The sequence below is a fragment of the Bacteroides sp. 51 genome (genome assembly GCF_010500965.1).
GTDB lineage: Bacteria > Bacteroidota > Bacteroidia > Bacteroidales > Bacteroidaceae > Bacteroides.
This window is the reverse complement of record NZ_QVMI01000009.1, coordinates 25,536-47,610: the sequence shown is the minus strand read 5'-3', so window position 1 is coordinate 47,610 and position 22,075 is coordinate 25,536. Positions and strand designations below refer to the sequence as shown.

Here is a 22,075-nt window from a genome sequence, read left to right as displayed (position 1 = left end):
TGTTGCTGCCGTTGCCGCTCAGAGCAGAATAAATCGGAAGAAGAAGTTGCTCATGGGATGAAGCACCAGTAAAGAGCACAACAACCCGACAACAAAGCCAACAAGAACTTCACCCAGTTTATGATGTCCTAATGTGATCCGGGCAGAGCCCAATACTCCGGCCACCAGAATAAAGAAGCACAACCACGATACAGGATTATAACCAAAAAGAGAGCTAAAGGATACCAAGCCACCTATTACTCCACCGGCTCCCCCCATGTGTTCACTGATTTTCCATTTCAGGTTCAGGAGCAGGAAAACAATCATGATAAGCAAAGCCGCAAGAATAACACCGCTCATGTACCAGGGAATGTTCAACCGGTGCATCATTAACAAACAAAATGCATAGGAAATGATAGTGAGCAGATAAGGCATATACCGTTTCTTGCGATCACCCAACTCCTGCGGAGCCAACCCGTGAATCTTGCGAAACAGATAAATGGTAAGCACAGGCATTACTATGGTAAAACAGAATACCAGCCCTATAACAATCAGTTTGTATTGCACAGGCATAATCCGTAGATACGAAAACAGGAACAATACCAAAAAAGTTACGGTAGGTATCGTGAAAGGAGTGAAGACCATTGAGATAAATCGGGCCACTCCAAGTAATGTCCTGTCTGTTTTTATATGATTCTCCATACTTATTTACGCAATCGGGCTATTGGGATATTTAATTGCTGGCGATACTTGGCAACCGTTCTACGGGCAATCGGGAATCCCTTTTCAGCTAATATATCCGCCAGTTCTTCGTCCGTCAGAGGACGTTTCTTATTCTCATTTTCAACACACTCCTGAAGTACCTTCTTAATCTCACGAACGGACATTTCTTCGCCATCATCGGTTATAATGGCATCACTAAAGAAGAATTTCAGGGAATATATACCATAATTGGTCTGCACATATTTACTGTTGCTCACGCGGGAAATGGTAGAGATATCCAGACCGGTACGCTCGGCCACATCTTTCAGGATCATGGGTTTAATCAATATCTCATCACCATCCAGAAAGAAAGGACGCTGCAAATCAACTATCGCCTGCATGGTGGACATCAGGGTGTTCTGCCGTTGTTTCACCGCATCAATAAAGTTCTGGGCGGCATCCAACTTTTGTTTCAGGAACATGGCAGCATCTTTGGCCTCTTTCGATAAATTAGCCTTATTGGATGTCTGCTCCCTGAGAATGGCTTTAAAGTCCCGGCTCATTCGCAGTTCCGGAACGTTCCGGTTGTTCAGGCTGATAACAATTGTATCATCATCCATTGTTTCAACAATAAAATCAGGGATGATTTGCTGCATATTACGCCCAATGAACTCACCCATAGAGCTTCCCGGACGAGGATTGAGTTTAGTAATATCCGCAATGGCCTCTTCAAACTCCTCTGTGGTAAGCCCAAGCTTCATTTTTATTTTATCCCAATGCTTACGGGTAAACTCCTCGTAGCAATGCTCTATGATATCCATCTCAATCTTACGCAATGGAGTATCTTCCTTACGTTTGATCTGATTCAATAAACATTCCTGCAAGTTACGTGCACCCAACCCGGGCGGATCAAAATCCTGGATAATCCTTAACGCTTCCTCCAACTCTTCTTCGGAAGCTTCAACGCCGGCATAGATGGCCAGCTCATCACTGATACTATCCAGTGATTTACGCAATAACCCGTCATCATCCAGCGAGCCGATAAGATACTCGGTCACCTCGCGTTGGTGTTCGCTAAGGTCCAACTCGTTTAGTTGATCTTTCAGCAGTTCATAAAAGGAGGTTGCCTCCGAAAAGGGTATTTCATCTACCGCAGCTTTGCGAGATCCGTTATTGTCCTGTAACTTATAGTCCGGTATATCATCTTCTGTCAGGTAATCATCATTTGCGTCATATTCAACGGAATCATTATTTTCCTGTTCGGAGGTTGCAGATAAATCATCCGATGCCGTATCTTCATGTCCCTCTTCCAGTGCGGGGTTCTCAAGAAGCTCGGCGTGTATACGATCTTCTAATTCCAACGCAGGCAATTCCAACAATTTCACAACAAGTATTTGCTGTGGCGATAGCGTTTGTACCTGCTGCTGGACTTGCGATTGTATCTGACGGGAACCTTGTGCCATACTTCTTTTGTCTATTTTTCCAGTGCTACAAAAGTAGCTATTTAAAATTGATAAATGTAATTTGTAATACTTATATTTTGATAATATAGGATGCGCCTTAACATAACTTGCAAATAAATTTGCAGTTCTGTGTTCGGCTTTCACTATATTTGCACACAACACTCGATTGTTACATTCTAAAACCAACAAATAAACAATGAAGACCTTGAGAAACTTATTCACACTGAGCTGCCTTCTAACACTGGCAACAGCTTGCACCAACCCCAAAAACACATTTATAGCTGAGAATGTTGATTTTGCCGCTCACCAAACAGCATTGATGTTGGAGAAAACCGGAGAACCAACCGGCAAGAACTACCCGCGGACAATGAATGATAAAGGCGAGCTCGTAACCACCAATATGTACGACTGGACTCCGGGATTCTTTCCCGGAAACCTATGGTATCTGTACGAACTAACCGAAGACACCGTGTGGCGCGACCGGGCCAAAGTCTGGACACATTCGCTGGAACCACTGAAAACCTTCACCGGACATCACGACCTGGGTTTCATGATATATTGCAGCTATGGCAACGCATATCGTCTGGCACCGAAGCCTGAATACAAAGACATCATCATCCAAAGTGCAGAATCTCTGATCACCCGTTTCGACGAAAGAACCCAAGCCATCAAATCCTGGAATCGCGGACGGAACTGGGATGGCAAAGAATGGTACTTCCCTGTGATCGTAGATAATATGATGAACCTGGAAATGCTCTTCGCCGCCACCAAACTATCGGGCGACAAACGTTTCTACGATATTGCAGTGACTCACGCCAACACCACCATTAAAAACCATATCCGCCAGGATTATGACACATATCACGTGGTAGACTTCGATACCATTACCGGCACTGCCGCCGACAAAGCTACGGCACAGGGCTATAGCGATAATTCTACCTGGGCACGCGGACAGGCTTGGATTGTGTATGGTTTTACCATGATGTACCGTGAAACCCAGGACGAAACTTACCTGAAAGTAGCCAAAGAAACGGCTGATTACTTCCTCACGCATCTGCCGGAAGATATGATTCCGGTGTGGGATTTCAACGTTGACCAGGAAGGATATGTACCGGGGAAAAACTCCAACGCAGTCAAGTTCCGGGAGAAACTGAGAGACGCCTCCGCAGGAGCTATCGTTTGCTCGGCACTCTTTGAACTGGCCGACCTGGCTAAAGAGCCGATATATAGTGTATATGCCATGAACATGCTCAAAAGTCTTTCGTCACCTCAATACCGGGCGGCATTGGGCACGAATGCCAACTTCCTTATTGAACATTGCGTAGGCAGTATTCCACACAATTTCGAGATAGATAAGCCACTGGTATATGCCGACTATTATTATCTGGAAGCGTTGGTGAGGTATAAGAATAGTAACTTAAAATAACGGCAATATATTGTACCTAAACAACGAAAGTGTCAACCAAATATGTTATTTTTGTGTTATAACTAAGCAAAAGAAAGGAGAATAACAATGGACAAAAAGAAATTCGAAGCCATCTTACCATTGAAAGTACAGTCCGTTGTAAAACTGATGATTGAACGCAAGGGATTCTCTTTCCGTGAATCTCTACGCTACCTTTATACTTCAAAGTTATATCACATGCTTGAGAGAGAAGAAACAAAAGTATGGCATTATAGCCCTATGTTATTGCTTGAACTCGTTGAAAAAGAAAAAGACCAGGGAATCTTCGAACTGCCCGATTATGTTTAACCTGACTGAAAAGTAAAGATGGACACACAGCATACAATAGAAAAGTTTATCATATTCTGTCTCGAAGGCTATAAAGCTGCCAAACAAATAGACGGCAACGAGGCGTTGAAGGATTTTGAGGAGTATGACGTGTTTACATACCTCACAGAAGGATATGATGTATTACATACACAAGGAAAACAATATATTGTAGCCGATATTGAGGAATATATTGCTAATAGAAAGAAAAGATGAAGTTATACCACGGTAGTACAGAGCAAATAGAAAGTCCCCGAATCATCAAAAGCAATCGGTTCTTAGATTTTGGTTATGGTTTTTACACCACAACCAGCCTTGAACAAGCTACTCGCTGGGCACAAATCAAGAAACAAAGAATCCAAAGTCCAAAAGCTTATGTCAACATCTATGAGGTTGACGATCGTTTTTTGGAGATTCTACCCAACGTACAACAATTCCCGTACGCTAATGAAGCTTGGTTAGAATTCATAATTAACAACCGCCGGGGACAGGAAACGCATATCTACGACTGTGTAAAAGGCGCAGTAGCCGATGATACATTATACGAAACCCTTTCTCTCTATGAATCCGGAGTTTTATCAGTAGAAGATACCGTAAAAAGATTAAGAGTTCATCATCTTTTCGACCAGATATCCTTCCACAACGACCATGCTTTGGCCAAACTAACGTTTGTAGAAGCAGTTGAGGTATAAAATAAACCATATAAATTAACCCCTAAAATACTCCATTATGTTTAGCAAAGAAACATACATACAGCGCAGAGCCTTGCTCAAAAAGACAATTGGCTCGGGTGTCGTGCTTTTCCTGGGCAATGACGATATGGGACTGAATTATGCAGATAATGCCTTCCGTTACCGTCAGGATTCCACTTTCCTTTATTACTTCGGCCTATCATTTGCCGGACTAAACGCCATCATCGACATTGACGAAGATAAAGAGATTATCTTTGGAGACGAACTGAGCATCGATGCTATCGTGTGGATGGGCACCCAGCCTACGCTAAAAGAAAAGAGCGAACGGGTAGGGATTACTCTGAACCAGCCGGCAGCAGGCATTACCGAATATCTGCACAAGGCGGCACAAAAAGGACAAAGCATCCACTACCTCCCTCCTTACCGCCCGGAGCATAAAATTAAGCTCCTAGAGTGGCTGGGTATTCCTTTTGCCCACCAAGAAGGTTCTTTGCCATTCATTAAAGCCGTTGTAGCCCAACGTAATTATAAATCGGACGAGGAAATTGTTGAAATAGAGAAGGCGTGTAACATCACGGCAGATATGCATATTGCAGCCATGAAAGCCGTTGCACCGGGCATGTACGAGTACGAAGTAGCTGCTATACTCGAAGGTGTGGCCTTTGCCGCAGGTGGTGATTTGTCCTTCCCCACCATTGCCACCATCAACGGGCAGACGTTGCATAACCATTACCACGGTAACCTGGTGAAACCGGGCGACCTGTTCCTGATTGATGCCGGAGCAGAAACCCCGATGGGATATGCCGGCGATATGTCGTCTACCATCCCTGCCGATAAGAAATTCACCGCCCGCCAACGGGAGATATACGAGATACAGAACCGTATGCACCTGGAATCAGTAAAAGCACTCCGTCCGGGCATCACCTTCATGGAAGTATATGATCTGTCCGCACGCATCATGGTAGAAGGTCTGAAACAAGTTGGACTCATGAAAGGCAACGCCGAAGATGCTGTACGCGAAGGGGCACACGCCATGTTCTATCCGCACGGACTGGGCCACATGATGGGACTGGACGTACATGATATGGAAAATCTGGGCGAGGTATGGGTAGGCTACGATGGCCAACCCAAGAGCACACAGTTCGGACGCAAGTCGCTCCGCCTGGGCCGCACGCTGGAACCGGGATTTGTACTGACCATCGAACCGGGTATCTACTTCATCCCCGAACTAATGGATAAGTGGAGAGCCGAGAAGAAATTCATGGATTTCATTAACTACGACATGGCCGAAACATATAAAGATTTCGGTGGTATCCGCAATGAAGAAGATTACCTGATTACCGCTGATGGTAGCCGCCGCCTGGGTAAACAGATACCTCTAACACCGGATGAGGTAGAAGCGCTACGATAATTCAAAGTAAATGATTACCTGTAGGGGCGGTTCGCGAACCGCCCCTACAGGTAAAATAAACCTTCTGAAGGCTTATGGCACGTCCTCGACATATATGCCTTCACCCAAACTGACTCACCCCCTTCTCTATCCGCGCAAAGCTCCTGTAACTCCCGAACCCTACTTTCAGTGCCAACTCCGACTTATTCGCCTCCGGACGTTCCTCCACCAAGCGGTAGAACTCCCTCATGCGGTAGCCATTGATAAACTGGCTAAAATTCATCCCATACGTTTCGTTAATAAACGACGACAGGTACGAACGGTTCGTGCCCAATTCCGCCGCCAGGTCTATGATGCGCAACTGCGCATCGAGGTAAGGCTTACGAGTATCCATAAACACCTCGAAGGTATCGCGGTAAACCCGCTTAGAGTCCACCCCCACGACAGGAGGCAGCAACGTGCTGCTGTCAGGTTCCCCTGCGGGCGGCACGTCGCCACCCGCAGGGAAACCTCGCAGTGGCACGTTGCCGCCGGTCTGTATCTGCACATAATTACCCGTCATAAAATTACCGCAGAGCAACGCAAACTGCACCAGCAACAGCAGTGTAGATATCGGCATGATAAACGGCGCCGTAAAGAAATAGCTACGTTCCTGAAACACCATCGTCATGGGCAGGAACATCTGGATAATCGTCAGGAACACCAACAGCCGGAGCCAGCCCAGCGACATGCGCTCTTCGTCCGCCGAATAATTCATCACCACACGCCAGTAACGGTAGATGCGTACCAGCGCCCACACCGTGTACACCGTGCTGACAATCATCCGCATCTTTATCTTAAACAGGAAGTAGGCCGAATATATAGGGTAATCCGCCGACGGCACCCCCTTGCTCTCCACCAGCCCAAGCGTTACATCAAACGGTACCAGCAACATCCACACCTCCTGAACCCCCGCAATGGCCAGCGGAATAAGATAGTGCAGACACGAAAACCGCTCGTCGCTACGCTGTTGTGTGATACGGAACACGAAATGGAACAGGCACACCTGCACCGACAGGATAGTAAAGTACGACAACCCGCTGAGGTACACAAACGCACCCGGAGCATAATTGTAAACCAGTGTTGAGAACCACATCACCATCTGGCTGGCAAAGAACCCCGGCAAGGTGACGGTGCCAGATTTCCATGCGGAACCGGAGCGGCGCGTCGTCCCCATCATCAATATACACATCAAAGCCCCCGCTATGGGGATGAAAGGAAGCAGCAACGTATAGATATAGTTCATCAACATGCGGCAAATGTACAACTTTTTACGATTTGCCATATTGCCGGGCATGGGATTTTACGATTTGTCCACCCCCCAATGCAACACTATAGTACCCCGGAGTATCCGGCTACCGCTCTCGCAAAACATTCCACCAACACTTCCGGGGTCGGTACGGTTGCACACCAGCCGAGTATAGACAGAAGAACAAAGTAACAAACAATATATAAAAAAAGAATATCCAAACCTGTTTAAAACAATGTTTAAACCCACTAAAACTAACCTCTTTTCCTGCACAATTTAAGTTAGCCGGTTGCAACCAGCTCATTAGCCGCTTGCAACCAGCCAATGAGCCGCTTGCAACCAGCCGATTTAAATTATGCAGAAATAAAAGTTATAATTGACACATTTGAAAGTTAATCTCAGGCAGAAAACAAATAAGATTATTCCTTTTATAGGGTTATAATATTTATTCCGGGAGTGAGACAACCTTTTTCTGATATGATACAGTCTTGAGGAACGAATAAAATACATTTGTCCGACAACAAGTCATGTGCAGGTCATTTAAACTATAAGAAACATGAAAATAACAAAAACCTATATCGGATTGCTATCCATGCTGATCTCCCTCGGCATGCTCACCGCCCGCTACCACGCCCGGGCGGTAAAAACACAAGCCATCAACCTATAAGATGAATACATAACAATTTAATAACTAAAAGATGAAGAAAATGAAAAAGAACAAATTTGCAGTCCTCGCATTGATACTCCCCATGCTGGCTGCCTGTAGCGACAACAATGACGATCCTACGCCAACGGATCGTACACCGCTGTCTATCAGCGCAGGGATAAACACCCGCGCCAGCGAATCGACCTGGAACCAAGGCGATGCCATCGGCGTGTACACCCTCAACACGGGTACGGCCACTGTGTACAACAACCAGGCCAACTTCAAGTACACCAACACCACGGCAGATGGTGCCACCGCCAGCTTCGTTCCTGCGGATGCAGCCAACACAGCCTACTACCCAACCGATGGGTCGAAGCTGGATATCCTGGCATATTATCCCCACGCCGCAGGGAACACCGGCACCGGCACCTTATCGGTTAATGTATCTAACCAAACCAACCTCGCCGCCATCGACTTCATGACTGCCGACCGCGTAACAGGCAAAAGCCAGGACGACCCATCAGTAGCCTTTGCCTTCGTGCACCGGCTTACCAAGCTGAACATCACCCTGAAAGCAGACGAGTCGCTGGGCAACATCAACCTTGCCGATGCCAAAGTAACCCTTTCGGGCACCTCCGCCACAGCCATATTCGATCTGTTCACGCAACAGCTCAATGCCTCGGGCGATAAAACGAACATCGAACTAAAGGGCAATAAGGCAATTGTTATCCCCACCCCCGCCGGAAGTGGCGTAGCATTCAGCATCAAGGTAGGCGATAAAACGTTCAACGCCCCGCTGCCCGCAACCGTAGCGCTGGGCACAGGCGAGGAAGCCACCATCACCATCACCCTGAAAGAAAACCCAAGCATTCCGGCTTCCGTAACCGCAATGATTCAACCCTGGACGGGCGGACCAACCGAGGGACTGACGGCCATCAACATCGACATCCCACAGAACGATATTAACGTGGATGCCGCCATCACCCGGTTCAGCATCTGGAAAGAAAGCAACGATGCCGACAAGCGCGTGTACACACTGATCGGCACCGAGTGGTCGGCTGCACCCGCACCCTTCTACACCACCGATGCTGCCGTGGCCGATGTATTCAAAGCAACCACCACGCTGGGCACGGCAGATGCCATCACCACTCTCACCGACGACCTGGAAGCTACCGCCACCACAACCGAAGCCGGCAAACTCAGCATAGAATTCGCTCATGTCAACGCGCAACTCATCGTGAACCTCAGTAAAGGCGAAGGCTTCCCCGAAGGTGACGACATCTCGACTGCTACCTTCAAATTGCTGGACTACGACCTCACCGGGGCGACCAACACACTTATCGTTGCCCCTGCCACCATTGCCGCCGGCACCGACATTGCAGTAACCATAGGTAGCCGCACGCATTCCGTCAAAGTGACCGATGCCATCGAATTGAAAAAAGGAACCATCAACACCCTCAACATCGCCCTGAAAGTAGAAAAGGGCAAAACAACCACCAGCCTTAAAGTAACTATGAAAGATTGGGAAGTGGGAAGCACCACCAACCTCACCGCCATACATATAACAATTCCCAAAGACCCTGCCACCGATGCACCCGAGATAACAACCTTCACCCTGTGGAAGAACAAAGGCAAAGAAGGAGCCGTATCGGCCGACTATGCTTATACCAACGGCGAATGGAACGTGACCGGCACTCCTTTCTATGTAGAAGATACTGCGCCCGACGATGAGTTCACCGCCATCCATACCCCGGCTTCGGCTCCCGCACTGGGCGAGAAAGACATACTCGAAACCCCTGCCGTAAAGATGAAAGACGGTGCGCTGGCGTTAGAGTTTAAGCACGCCAATGCCAAAGTTACCGTCAAGTTAGCCAAAGGTACGGGCTTCCCTGCCGCTACCGACCTAAGCAAAGCTCAGGTAACATTCAAAAAGGACATCTCCTTTACCGGCGAGTTGAATACCTTCATATATCCCGCCACATCCTTTGCCATCGGCGACGAGGTTGCCACCGTTGCCGTAGGAGGCCATACCTACACCATCAACGCGAAAGAAAAGATTGAGCTGCCATCCAACTCGCACACCGTGTTCACCTTCACCCTTACCCCTGCAGAAATAGGCTTCAACGTGTCTTCAATTAATTGGGGCGAAGAGGTGAAGAAAGACGCTGATGTCAAGGTGGATGTAGTCAGTAGCATTGACCTCAGCATGCTGCCGCCAGGCAAAGTTGAGGTCATCATCGACTCGCACACCGCTACTTACAACTGGACCGGATCGGGCACCCCTGTTCCCATCAACCCTATCTACTGGGATGATATTCCCGAGGGTCACTTGTATGTCTTCAGCATGCGCTTCACCCCCGATGCCGCCGGCACTCCGGAGAAGGATGTGCTGGAAGGGTACGGCGTGGATGTGCCTTGGGGCCATACCATTAGCTTCGAACTTACGCACGTAAACGCCCAACTTACCGTTAAGCTGGCCAAAGGCACCGGCTACGAGGATGCAGAGTTCGAAACTGCCGCCGCCGCGGCTACCATCACCCTCATCGGCTTCTCTGACGAGGACTATAAGATGAAGAATAATCAGTCTGGCATTGTAATACCTCAAACAGTCGGCACTGTTCAGAAGGTGAAATTGGAAATCAACGGGCATACCTACACCCTGCCGTTGAAGAATGTTGCCGGGTTCGACGAGTTGCTCGGTAATAAAAAGTACACCCTTACAGCTACCGTGAATAAGAGCGGCCTGGGAATTAGTATAGGCAGCATCGGCGATTGGGGCGAAGGCGGAACCGGAACCGGCGACTTTGAATATTGACCAAATACGCAACCCATATGAAAGGAAAGATAACCATACTTTTGCTGGTATCGCTTATGATACTGACAGGCTGTAAGAAGGATGATGATAATCCCGGGAAAATCACCATCCCCGACAACACCGAGCTGCCTCCCGGAACCATCATCACCATCATTACCGAAGATGGCGAGGAGATCAAAGTAACCCCCGGAGCCTCCATTGATGTGGAACCCGGAACATACCGGATTGTCGTAGCCAGGAATTCGGAAGGGGTAACGATTAAGAAAACAATAGCCTCACTGCCGGCATCGTCCGGCGGCGAGGTGCCGCAGGCGCCGGCGCTACAGGCCGATGTGATCGACGTTACCGTAACCAACGACCAGGTCTTCGTTCCGGAGATATCCCTCAAACCCATGACGCGCGAAGTGCAGGTAAGGGTAAACATCGCAGGATTAAACCCCGACAAGATCGCTTCCGTGAAGGTAACGCTTTACGGAGTAGGAAACACGATCGATCTGGCTCAGGGATTCGGATCGGTCAGCGCCACCGAAAGCGTATATCACACTTCCATGTCCATGCAAGGATATCAGCCGGCAAGCATTCTGGCCATGCACATCATGGGAATTTCCCCGGGCAGTAGTCCCCGCATCAAGATAGAAGTGACCACTAAAGACGGACAGGTGCACGAGTTGCAGCAGGATGTAACCCAGGCGCTGGCAGGCTTCAACACCGGAGATCCCACTCAGCCCGTGTTGCTCAATGCAGACCTAACCGTCACCACCGAGGTGGGCATGACGGGAACCATCAAGCCCTGGAAACCCGGATGGGAAGGAGAAATTGATGGATTCTAATTCATAGTATTACAATTGCCCGGGGCCTTTCCAAGACTCCGGGCATTTTTTTATCCACCCCCGACGCCGGAAAGTGATACAAAGTATGCATACACCCTGCCATATCTGCTATTTCTCCAAATATGGAACAACGTTTTCCGGATACGGAACACCTTTTTCTTGCCGATACCATACATTTGTGTATCGCCATTCAGCCGCAAACGCCTGATAGGAACTAAATAGAAACGACATGAGACGAGAAACAATTATCCACAACATTCTTTACGGAACACTACTTACCGTAAACCTCATACTGATCTTTCTCTACACCACTGCCTCCGAACCCACACAGGAAGCAGTAGAGATCCCTACATACATAGCCAACGAAACCCATCAGAGCACCCTTACCACCGACACCTGTGTCAGTTGGCAGAAGCGCGATATCTACAATTGTCCGCTACCGGAGTAACCCACAGCGTTTTTTCTTTACTATCAATAAATTATTCACCAACTTAAAGTTTTAAATCATGAAAAGAATTCTTGTATCTCTAACAGTTATTTTTTGTTTATGTCTCGTGGCCAACGCTCAGCAACGCTATACGTGGAAGCAATACGGACTGTCGTTCAGCGTGCCAGCCAACTTCAAGGTATCGGTAAACACCGCCGAAAGCTTCGAAGCCGAAAACGCCAACATCCATCTGTCCATCGAGGTAATGGATTATGATGGCATCGACCCCGAAGACCTCGGCACGGCATTGGGCCAAATGGCTGTGGAGCTAAACATGAAGAACGCCGAAATAGGCGAGCTTGCCCTGACCACGTTGCAGGGTGCCTATATTGAAGGTAAAGTAGATGGCGTGAGTGTCTGCCTGGTACTACTATGCGACACAGACTCCAATATCGCCTTGGTATCCTCCATCACTTACGCCGATGGCTACGGGCAACAGGCTACCAACATTGCCAATAGTTTCAGCATTAAGTAGCCACCCCGTCACCGCCCGTCACAGACGCCGGAAACGCCGCGGCCAGCAGCATCTGCTCTGGTCGCGGTGCAGTTTTTTACGATTTGTCCACTTCGCACCCCCAACTTTTTACGATTTGGCACATCCCCAACCCAATCATCCCGTATATTTGCCTATCACATTAATACATGAAAACAACCATGAAACAATTCCTCACCCTCCTGCTGATCTGCATCGCATCCATTAGTCCTGCCCACGCCACCGGCACCGAAACCTCGCCGGGGCGCGTCGCCCCCACCTTGCCGGCGGAGACTGACTCCATCACCGCCCTTCTCCCTACTCTCAAAGGCATAGACAAGCTTCACGCCTACCAGGACCTGCACCAGCTCATTAAGTTCACCCGCACCCCCGAAGAAGTACTAGCCAACATCCACGCCTACGGCAAAGAAGCCCGCAGGCAAGGCAACCTTCTCCTGGAGGGCGACGCCAAATTCCTCGAAATAGAAGTCTACTACAACAACAGCATGTACGACCGCATGTACGAAGTACTGCCCCCCTACCTCGACTTCATGTACGAGCACCAGCAATGGCACTCCTACTTCAGCACCTACAACCTCAAGATCAGTCGCATGATATTCCAGGAAGACGCCGTCCAGGCCCTCGAAGAAGCACAGACCATGTACGACATCGCCACCCGGGTGGGGTATAAAGAAGGCATCGCCGCCGCCCTGCTGAACCTGGGCAAAGGCTACAACGTGCTCAACCGCAACCCCGAAGCCACAAAAACCTTCGAAGAAGCCCTCACCATGACCAACGGCAACCCCCGCTCGCCCTTCCGCCTCTCCGCCTACTGGTACCTCAGCCGGCAGTACTCCGTAGAGAACAGGCCCGACGACCTCCTGGCCCTCATTAAACAGTGGGAAGACGAGGTCAACCAGATGCTCGCCGAGGGCGACCGCCCCGAGGAACACTACGTTGAGCTTAACGAAATATACCAGGGATACGCCAAAGCATACGGCCGCAGCGGCGACACCACCAAAGCCCTCCAATACCTCGGCTGGCCCGCCCCTACACCGAGCTACTGGGCCGCGGAACCGAGCGCCAGCTATGGAACCTCGAAGTAAACATCCTCTACACCATGGGTCGCTACCAGGAAATACTACCCATCATTGACCGCATATACCAATCGGCCGTAGACGATAACCAGCCCCACACCATGGCCATGATGTTGCGCCAGAAAGCCCGCGTATACGCCGTACTGAATGACGCCGACCAGACCGAAACCTACTACGAAAAGCATATCGCCATGCGCGACTCCATCACTGGCATCAACCTCGAGTCGCAACTCTCCGAGATGCGCACCAAGTACGACGTCGACCGCCACATCCTCGAGAAAACCCGCAACCGCAATTACGCCATCCTGGCCGCCGCACTGCTCGCCGCAGCCCTCATCGCCCTCACCGTATGGATACTCTACTCGCGCCGGCTCACGATCAAGAACCGCGCGTTGGTAGAACGCATCCGCGAACAAGACAAGCTGCACGAGCAACTACAGGCATGCTCTGCCGCCCGACGCCGGCAAGGTTCCGGTGCCGGCATTGCGAGGGCAACGCCCGAAGCAACCCAGCAAGAAACCGAAAACACCCTGGATTGCCACGGGCACAGCTCTCGCAATGACGAACCTGGAACCGGCGACTCGTCCGACGCCCGCATGGAACCTGGCACCGGCACCTTGCCGGCGTCGGACGAACTCTTCGACCGCATCGCCCAGCTCGTAGAGCAGGGCCGCGCCTTTCTCGACCCCACCCTCAACCGCAACACCCTGGCCTCCCTGGTGGGAAGCAACGAAACCTACGTGCGCCGCAGCATCCAGAACAACACCGGGCAAACCGTGAACGACTACCTCAACAGCCTGCGCCTGCGCTACGCCCGCGAGTTGCTGGCCAACCGCAAGCTGACCATCGAAGTCGTTGCCACCGAAGCCGGATTCGGAGCGCGCAACACCTTTCACAACATTTTTAAGAAAGAATACGGACTGACGCCGGACGAATTCCGCCGCTTTTCCAGCTGATTTTGAAAGTTTTCCGGATCTGGGACAACGATTTCCAGATACGGAACAGCTTTTTCCAGTTCATACGATACATTTGCGCTAACCATTTAGCACAATGTATCCTATGAACAAAAATGACATACTAAAGAAGAAAAGGAATGGCGCACTCGACGCCATCTGCACCCAGCTAGATATGCTTATGCAAGCTTCACAACCTTACACAGATCCGCAGCTCAACCGCTGTAAACTGGCCAAACTGCTGCACACCAACGAAAAATACCTGCGCGACTGTATCCACCTTTATAAACAAGGCGCAACCGTAAACGAGTACCTCAACAACCTCCGCCTCGAGTACGCCTGCCAGTTGCTATTGCACCCTACAGACGATTACACCATCGAATCCATTGCCGTGGCATCGGGCTTCAACTCCCGGTCCGTATTCCACACCCTGTTCCGCCAGCACTACGGGCACACGCCCGACGAGTACCGGCGCCAAAACCGGCAGCCCGACGATGCCGCCGACCAGTAACCCGCACACGCACATTGTAACCAAATAACAAATCCCAATAAAATCAACAATCATGAAACGAGAAGCAATCATTCACAACATCCTTTACGGAACAATCCTTGCCATCACCCTCGCCCTGACCCTCACCTCCTGCAATGGTGACGGCGAGGCGCCCGAGCCGGGTTTCGATCCCGATGGAAGAACACCCCTCGCACTAAGCGGAATAACCGTTGCCCTGGAAGACGCACAACAAACGCGCTACCGTAACCCCAACGCCCGGTTCTTTCAGGAGGGCGACGTGCTCAACATCCTGACCATCCCCATTCCCGAAGTAGCCCCCGAAGGTGCCACCCCATACGAAACAACCTACAGTGCTACTATCAATGGTGCCGGCGAACTCAGTTGGACACCCACCGGCGAGCCTATCTACCTCGAAAACGTATGGAACCCCGCCGATGGCACCACCCACCAGTTCACCGCCAGATGTGGCAACAGTCAAGTAGTCATTGAACAGGATAATCCCGAAAAATTCCACCTTGCCGATGCCGTTACCGGCCTCCTCCAACTCGACCCGGCCACCCGCACCCTCATCGCTTCCAATCCTCTGACACACTTCCATACCAAACTCACCCTCACTATTAATAAAGGTGAAGGCTGGGTCGATAATGGTGACGACTTCCTGCAACACCTCTCAGAAGCCGACATCCGCATGCATACCGCCGCCTATCGTAACGACATCAAGCCGCAGGTAACGATTAATAGCAATAACGCAACCTTCACCTGCATCCTGCCCCCCGACGCAGTGCCCGCCACCGCCGGAGCCAAGTTGCTCACCATAACCCCTGCCGATGGAGGCCCCGCCCGCACCCTACACCTTAATACAGCCCTGACACCCGCCCCCGGAACAGCCATCGAAGTAACCGCCGACTATGACAACCGCGGCACCTTCACCGCCCCCACCGTAACCCTGCGCCCCTGGACGGAGATAGACTACCCCGCCGGCGAACTACCCGGATACGACTCCGAACTCTCCCGATTCCTGGCCTGGGCCGACCGCATGCGCAATCCGGATTCCTACGATCAAGGTGAATCCTTCACCCTCCGGGCCGATATCGACCTTACGGGCATCAACTGGAAGCCTATAGTAGCTTACCTAAACGCCACCTTCGACGGTGGAGGCCATACCATCAGCGGGCTTACCATAAACACTACGCAGGTGAACGCCGGACTGTTTGGCAATATTGCCAACGCTACCATCCAGAACCTTACCCTTAAGGATGCCAGTGTGAAAAGCACGCAATCTCAGGTTGGTGCCCTGGCGGGAATTGCAAGTAACTGTACCCTGATAGCCTGCCGCACCACAGATTGCCATGTATCTGGTTTCTACCATACAGGTATTCTCATCGGCTATTCAAACAACAATACCCTGATAGCCTGCCACATCGATGGCGGCAGCGCCACGGCTACTTATGAAGGAATTGGTACTGCCGGAGGCTTTAGTAGCAATAGCAACACCCTGATAGCCTGCGTAGCCGAACCCGGAGCCATCAGCAATATGGAGACATACCCCAACTCCCATACAGGCGCCATTTCCGGATATATTCAGGAATCCCCCACCATCACCACCTGCTACTGGCGCACCTACACCGCCCATACCGGCTCTGTGGCCAAAGCCATTGGCCGGGACTACACCTCCGGCTCCTACGAAATCCCCGAGCTAACCACCCCGGGAATCCCCCAGGCTGCCGCAGATGCCATGAACCAAGCCATCGGAACATGGAACCTCGACAACGGAAATGCCTGCCAATGGCAATGGAACACCCAAGGGCTGGAACAAATCACTAAAACATATAGACCATGAACAAGATTAGTCCCATCAATTTAGACAAATTCAACAACTAAAACAGTGAACATCATGAAAACCCATTACTCAATAACAGCCATCGCCAGCCTACTATTTACCATGGCCATATCCATCCTCGCCACCTCCTGCTCCGCCGACGGCGCCCCGGAGGCCGGGGAGCCAGGCTTCGATGCCGATGGAATCGAACTACAGATTAGTATACCCGACCTCAAGCCCGCATGGCAAACCGGCGAGGAGCCGGAACCCACCACCCGCCTCACCAAGCCCGACGCCAACGGTGCCCAGCAGTGGGAGGATGGGGATGTGATTTATCTGCAAGTCCGCATCACCGCCGGTGTACCTTCCACCCATCTGCTTACCGCTGTCAGAAGCGGCGGTAAGTGGCACTTCTCCAAGACCATCAGCCTGCCCCTCGATGCCTGGAATATCAATATAACTGCATACTACACCGGCATTCATCAACCCGGGCAAGACTATTACTACACCGACGAGTTCCTATACAACGATACCTTCGTTCTGTTTACTACTAACCAGCCTCCCACCGCTGCCATCGAGCTTGGTAGCTTCGATCACTGGGTATCGTGCATCCGCTTCACCGGCCTCGCCCAGGGAGACAGGGTGTGGTTTAACGACACCTTCAACTGGCTTAAAATACAACTGTTGGAAGATTACGATTACAACATAACAAACTTCTCAAACACCGACTTCATCATGGCCGATGCCACCGGCACCGCCGTCCTTTATACTATGGTTCAGAACGAAAGCATTTACGGAGCCTGCCAGTTCGCCATTACCGACGGCACCGTTACCACCCGCCCCGACACCGACCAGGCCACCTGGTACACCTTCCACCCCGGCACGGCAAACGAAGACGGCGGCTACAACAACCGCCGCTACGAAGTACCCAATCCCGGCCCAACCCCCGGCAGCGGCGGCGGACTGGGCAACGAAGACCAATGGTAACCCCAATCAATCATTTAAAACAATAATCATATGAAACATCCAAATATACTATCAGTCCTGGCCACCGCAGCCATCATCTTACTGCTGTCTGCCTGCACCGGCGAGACGCCGGAGCCAGGTTTAGATGCCGGCCTGTGCCAAATCACCCACATACAAGTAAATAGCCCTGGGGCCATCACCCGCGCCCTCGCCCCCGCCACTGGTAGCGACGGCCGCCCCGTCACCCAATTCGCCGCAGGCGATATAATCAACATCTCCGCCTACCCCGGCGCTGCCGACCAAAGCGTTGTCAACACCGCAGCCGTCGCTACCGACCCCGAAGGCAACGGCAACCTGGTGTGGACATTCGTCGACGGCGATCCCGTCTACGTACACCTCACCGGCGATAAAGGCATCTTCGCCGAGTACATCCCCACCAAAGACAAGGAGCGAACCCCAGACGAGGACTACTCCATCTATTACGACTACCTCTGGGCCGCAGCCAGCGCCGCCGACGGCACCATCGTGGCTGCCGGCAACGGCCAGTCGGCCCACGCCACCCTTAACTTCGACCACGTCTACTCCCTCGTGCAGATAGCGTCCATCAAAGACAACGGCGGCACCGACATTGCCCCCAACCTGATTACCCACATCGAGCTCTTCATTACCAACAACCGCGGCGAATCCCGCAAGATCTACCTCGGAGGCGGCAACCGCCTGGGCACAGACGTCATCGTGCCCCACGAAGCCACGCTCAACTCGCTGCGCATCACCGACGCCTACGGGCAGGTCTTCACCGCCCCGTTCCCGGCCGGCACCAGCACCACACAGTCGGGCAGCCGCTACCCGCTCGCCGTTACCCTGCACCCCCACAACGCCACCGTGCAGATAAACGATATAACGCCCTGGGGCGCGGAAGAGGTAGTTACTCCGCCCAGCACGCTGCCCATCGGGTACGATTACGTTGTCGCCACACACGAGGACCTCATTGCGCTGCGCGATGTTGTGAATGCCAATGCCAATCTGCCCGGTACCAGCATCCTGGCTCGCACCGCCCGCGTTATTCAGGTGGCCAATATCACCCTGCCCGCAGGTACCGAGTGGGTGCCGATAAGCAGTGACTACATCGTGCTCTTTTCCGGCACTTACAATGGCAATGGCTACACCATCAGCGGCCTGCAAACAGCCAATGATTACAATGGAGCGGCTGCTGGTCTCTTTGGCTGGGTATATGGCTCCACTGCCGATAACCCCGCCATATTAACCGGCATCCACCTGCGCGGTTGCACCATAACCGGCACTAATGCCAGCGCCTACTACGGCGCCCTGGCAGGGTCTATATATAACACCGTGATCTCCCATTGCAGTTCCACCGGCAACGTAACGGGCGGTAACTACACCGGCGGGCTGGTAGGATGCGCCACCAGTAATAGTTATATCAACCGTAGCCGCAGTAGCTGCACCGTAACAGGTTCTAGCTTTGCCGGCGGGCTGGTAGGATACACCGAAGGCACCTATATAACCGCCTGCACCGCCTCGGGCACCGTAACAGGTTTTAACGTCGGCGGGCTGGTAGGCCCAAACAACGGTACCATTACCTGTTGCTATGCCACCGGCAATGCCGAAACAACAGACCCCACCGACGGGAGAGCTGGCGGACTGGTAGGCAGCAACGGCGGCGAAGGTTACAACGTCGGTACCATTAGCCATTGCTATGCCACCGGCACCGCCACGGCAGGAACGGCCGGCACCTTTGCCGGAAAGAATTACGCTACCATCACCCTATGCCATGCCTCGGGCGCAGAGCCAGCAGTACCGGTAGGCACTACCTACTCCAACGCTACCAGCGATGTATCCACCGCCACCGGCCAGGCCGGCACTACCGTGCGCACCGCCACCAATGGCACTACGCCCTACACCTTCCCCACCAAAACCGTGCGCACCATGGGCAATAGCGTAATGGTGGTAGACTACACCTTCGTCCCCACCGGCGTATGGACGGACGGCGTTGAGCCAACAATCAATTATGGATTACAGTAACCGCATAAAAATAGCATTATGAAACCAATCATTCAACTATCTGCCATCCTACTGATGGTCATCATACCCTTCCTGTTGCCCTCCTGCTCGGCCGATGCCGCCGGCGAGGCACCGGAACCCGCACAAGAACTGCCGCTACAGTTGCAAATCTCCACCCGCGCCGAAGCCGGGGAGGCGACGGCGTACACCCTTGGCTACATCACCCTCGTTATCATGGTAGACGGCACGGAATATACATTGCCGTACAGGTACATCAACAATAGCTGGCAGTACCAGACCACCCCCGACGCCCCCGCTATGCCCCACCTGCCCCTGGTGAACAACAAGGCGTACTCCGCCTACGCCTACGGGCAGCTTGGAGTGCCTTACGGTGACGGCAGTCATGAGCTTATCCCCGTTGCCTACACCGGCCTCCTTACCCCGGCAGTAACCGCCGGGGAGGCCACGGCCGCCATTGAATTTGTCCCTGCCACTGCCCGCTTCAAGGTAACCCTCAAAGGCAGCTACGGCGAAGCCGACAGCGAGATGCCCGATTTCGGAATCATACCCCAGTTCTACATCATCAAAGAAGATGCCAATGCCATTGTAGTATGGAATAACCTCCCCGCCGACCCCTACACCGAGCCGCGTATACCGCAGGTACTCACCTATATATTGGGCTATCTATACAAAGATGCCGGCGGCCTAAGTCCTGCCTACTACCCCGCCAAGCAATCCCTGGCCGCAGGCGAGCCCCTGTTCATTATCCAGGGCACCGGCGACCTGCCGGCCACCTCGCCCTACTACGGTAAGACGTACACCATTGCCAACCCCACCGCTCTCACCCTGGCGGCCGGCCACCAGTACAACTACACCGTGCGCCTCACCGGCGGCGGCCAGGCAATGATAGAAAGCGTCACCATCAGCGACTTTACCAATGAGCTGCCCACTAATCTCGAAACCGACAAGCCCGGCACACCCACCGGCCCCGGCATCTCCACCGAAGCCGAGCTGCGCCAGTTCATCGAGGCTTACAATAGCGGTTCTTCCGCCAATTACTCCCGCTGGTTCGATGCCACCGGCACCGTGCGCCTACTGGCCGATATCGACATTGTCTCCTATGCCGATCCGCTTCCCCCGATAGAAAAGTTCAGAGACGGCCATATATTCGACGGTGGCGGGTATACCATCAGCGGGGCCACTATCAGCGCGACAAACAGCAACGGCAACTGTGGGTTTATCAGAAGCAATTACGGTATCATCCGCCACCTGCACCTGCGCGAGGCTACGGTAGGCAATGATACCGATGCTCGCTTTGCTGGTGGTATTTGTAGTAATAACTACGGCACCGTTATCGCCTGCTCCTTCGGCGGAACGGTAACCTGTGCCCATAACGTCGGCAGCATCTGCGAATACAATGAAGGTACAGGTACCATTGCCGGCTGCTACAGCTTAGCCACCGCATTTACCGCCGATTATTATAAAGGAGCCATCTGCGGATATAACAACAGCACCATCAGCGGCTGCATCTGGCAGAATGTCTCAGGCATACCCTCCTCGGCAGCAGGAAACGGCACTACCGGCGTCAGCAACTGCTACGCCTTCAACGGCACATGGACGGCCCTGCACATCACCACAATGAACGCCGCCATCCAGTCGGCGAACGATGCCGCAGGCAATCCGCCCGTATGCCCTGGCAGGTGGGTACTCTTCCCAGGCGAGGCAGCGCCCCGGGTGGTGCAATAATTCTTCATTCTAAATGCTCAATGAATATGAATAATCCAGTAATATTAAACCTCCGTCTTCGCCGGCTCATGGAAGAGACGCGCATCTACACCGAGCGCCGTATCAGCCGCCGTCAGGTAGCCTGCATGCTCTATACCAACGAGATGTATCTGCACAACACCATCCGCCGGTACTACGGTTGCGCCTTCACCGACTATATCGCCCGTCTGCGCATGCAGTACGCCGTGCAGATGCTCGAAGACCCCGACTGTAGCGACCTCTCGGTCGAAGCCATCGCCCTGGATGCGGGGTTCGGGTCAAGGTATACGTTTCACCGGCTGTTCAAGGAACAGTTTGGCGTAACGCCCGATGGGTATAGGAAGAGAAGGGGGTCGGCGTAAGGAATAACGCTATGCAGTGGGGCGGACCCAAAGGCCCGCCCCATGTCCG

20 protein-coding genes are annotated in these 22,075 nt (G+C 52.1%); 17 read left to right on the top strand and 3 right to left on the bottom strand.

Annotation, left to right across the window (positions count from 1 at the left end):
• Positions 1-18: 18 nt before the first annotated feature.
• Positions 19-681 (bottom strand): hypothetical protein, encoded by a 663-nt coding sequence (locus tag D0T87_RS08640; RefSeq protein WP_163174736.1) that lies wholly within the window; start codon positions 679-681, stop codon positions 19-21.
• Positions 682-683: 2 nt separating this feature from the next.
• Complete coding sequence (rpoN, locus tag D0T87_RS08635; RefSeq protein ID WP_163174735.1) at positions 684-2,144, bottom strand: RNA polymerase factor sigma-54; 1,461 nt, start codon at positions 2,142-2,144, stop codon at positions 684-686.
• Between the two features lie 196 nt (positions 2,145-2,340).
• On the opposite strand from rpoN, the gene D0T87_RS08630 reads away from it, so the two are divergent.
• The 5 genes from D0T87_RS08630 to D0T87_RS08610 all read left to right on the top strand — a co-directional run bounded on the left by D0T87_RS08630 (position 2,341) and on the right by D0T87_RS08610 (position 6,018).
• The gene (locus tag D0T87_RS08630; RefSeq protein ID WP_163174734.1) at positions 2,341-3,570 is read left to right on the top strand and encodes a glycoside hydrolase family 88 protein; all 1,230 of its coding nucleotides are present in this window, start codon (positions 2,341-2,343) and stop codon (positions 3,568-3,570) included.
• A gap of 87 nt (positions 3,571-3,657) precedes the next feature.
• Positions 3,658-3,897 carry a hypothetical protein gene (locus D0T87_RS08625; RefSeq protein WP_163174733.1) on the top strand — a complete coding sequence of 80 codons (240 nt, stop codon included), beginning with the start codon at positions 3,658-3,660 and terminating at the stop codon, positions 3,895-3,897.
• An 18-nt stretch (positions 3,898-3,915) separates the two neighbouring features.
• The gene (locus D0T87_RS08620; protein WP_163174732.1) at positions 3,916-4,131 is read left to right on the top strand and encodes a DUF3791 domain-containing protein; all 216 of its coding nucleotides are present in this window, start codon (positions 3,916-3,918) and stop codon (positions 4,129-4,131) included.
• The gene (locus tag D0T87_RS08615; RefSeq protein ID WP_163174731.1) at positions 4,128-4,607 is read left to right on the top strand and encodes a DUF3990 domain-containing protein; all 480 of its coding nucleotides are present in this window, start codon (positions 4,128-4,130) and stop codon (positions 4,605-4,607) included. The genes D0T87_RS08620 and D0T87_RS08615 overlap by 4 nt, the downstream gene beginning before the upstream one ends.
• A 37-nt stretch (positions 4,608-4,644) precedes the next feature.
• Positions 4,645-6,018: an aminopeptidase P family protein gene (locus tag D0T87_RS08610; protein ID WP_163174730.1), complete on the top strand. Its 1,374-nt coding sequence runs from the start codon at positions 4,645-4,647 to the stop codon at positions 6,016-6,018.
• A gap of 100 nt (positions 6,019-6,118) precedes the next feature.
• Here D0T87_RS08610 and D0T87_RS08605 read toward each other — a convergent pair whose 3' ends face one another.
• Positions 6,119-7,333 (bottom strand): AraC family transcriptional regulator, encoded by a 1,215-nt coding sequence (locus D0T87_RS08605; RefSeq protein ID WP_163174729.1) that lies wholly within the window; start codon positions 7,331-7,333, stop codon positions 6,119-6,121.
• 659 nt (positions 7,334-7,992) lie between these two features.
• Between D0T87_RS08605 and D0T87_RS08600 the strand changes: the two genes are divergently transcribed.
• The 12 genes from D0T87_RS08600 to D0T87_RS08545 all read left to right on the top strand — a co-directional run bounded on the left by D0T87_RS08600 (position 7,993) and on the right by D0T87_RS08545 (position 22,026).
• Entirely contained in the window at positions 7,993-10,746 is a 2,754-nt protein-coding gene (locus tag D0T87_RS08600; RefSeq protein WP_163174728.1) for a fimbrillin family protein, read from the top strand.
• A 17-nt stretch (positions 10,747-10,763) separates the two neighbouring features.
• Positions 10,764-11,576 (top strand): FimB/Mfa2 family fimbrial subunit, encoded by an 813-nt coding sequence (locus D0T87_RS08595; RefSeq protein WP_163174727.1) that lies wholly within the window; start codon positions 10,764-10,766, stop codon positions 11,574-11,576.
• 229 nt (positions 11,577-11,805) lie between these two features.
• Positions 11,806-12,024 (top strand): hypothetical protein, encoded by a 219-nt coding sequence (locus tag D0T87_RS08590; RefSeq protein WP_163174726.1) that lies wholly within the window; start codon positions 11,806-11,808, stop codon positions 12,022-12,024.
• Positions 12,025-12,082: 58 nt separating this feature from the next.
• On the top strand, positions 12,083-12,538 hold the full coding sequence (locus D0T87_RS08585; protein ID WP_163174725.1) for a hypothetical protein: 456 nt from the start codon (positions 12,083-12,085) through the stop codon (positions 12,536-12,538).
• Between the two features lie 167 nt (positions 12,539-12,705).
• Positions 12,706-13,641 (top strand): hypothetical protein, encoded by a 936-nt coding sequence (locus tag D0T87_RS08580; RefSeq protein ID WP_163174724.1) that lies wholly within the window; start codon positions 12,706-12,708, stop codon positions 13,639-13,641.
• A 92-nt stretch (positions 13,642-13,733) separates the two neighbouring features.
• Positions 13,734-14,588, top strand: a complete 855-nt coding sequence (locus tag D0T87_RS08575; protein WP_163174723.1) for an AraC family transcriptional regulator — start codon at positions 13,734-13,736, stop codon at positions 14,586-14,588.
• Positions 14,589-14,691: 103 nt separating this feature from the next.
• Positions 14,692-15,096, top strand: a complete 405-nt coding sequence (locus D0T87_RS08570; protein WP_163174722.1) for a helix-turn-helix domain-containing protein — start codon at positions 14,692-14,694, stop codon at positions 15,094-15,096.
• Positions 15,097-15,148: 52 nt separating this feature from the next.
• Positions 15,149-16,936: a ZmpA/ZmpB/ZmpC family metallo-endopeptidase-related protein gene (locus tag D0T87_RS08565; RefSeq protein ID WP_163174721.1), complete on the top strand. Its 1,788-nt coding sequence runs from the start codon at positions 15,149-15,151 to the stop codon at positions 16,934-16,936.
• Between the two features lie 54 nt (positions 16,937-16,990).
• Positions 16,991-17,902: a hypothetical protein gene (locus D0T87_RS08560; RefSeq protein WP_163174720.1), complete on the top strand. Its 912-nt coding sequence runs from the start codon at positions 16,991-16,993 to the stop codon at positions 17,900-17,902.
• A 30-nt stretch (positions 17,903-17,932) separates the two neighbouring features.
• On the top strand, positions 17,933-19,921 hold the full coding sequence (locus tag D0T87_RS08555; RefSeq protein WP_163174719.1) for a fimbrillin family protein: 1,989 nt from the start codon (positions 17,933-17,935) through the stop codon (positions 19,919-19,921).
• An 18-nt stretch (positions 19,922-19,939) separates the two neighbouring features.
• Positions 19,940-21,646: a hypothetical protein gene (locus D0T87_RS08550; RefSeq protein WP_163174718.1), complete on the top strand. Its 1,707-nt coding sequence runs from the start codon at positions 19,940-19,942 to the stop codon at positions 21,644-21,646.
• A gap of 26 nt (positions 21,647-21,672) precedes the next feature.
• Positions 21,673-22,026 carry a helix-turn-helix transcriptional regulator gene (locus D0T87_RS08545; RefSeq protein ID WP_163174717.1) on the top strand — a complete coding sequence of 118 codons (354 nt, stop codon included), beginning with the start codon at positions 21,673-21,675 and terminating at the stop codon, positions 22,024-22,026.
• Positions 22,027-22,075: the final 49 nt, after the last annotated feature.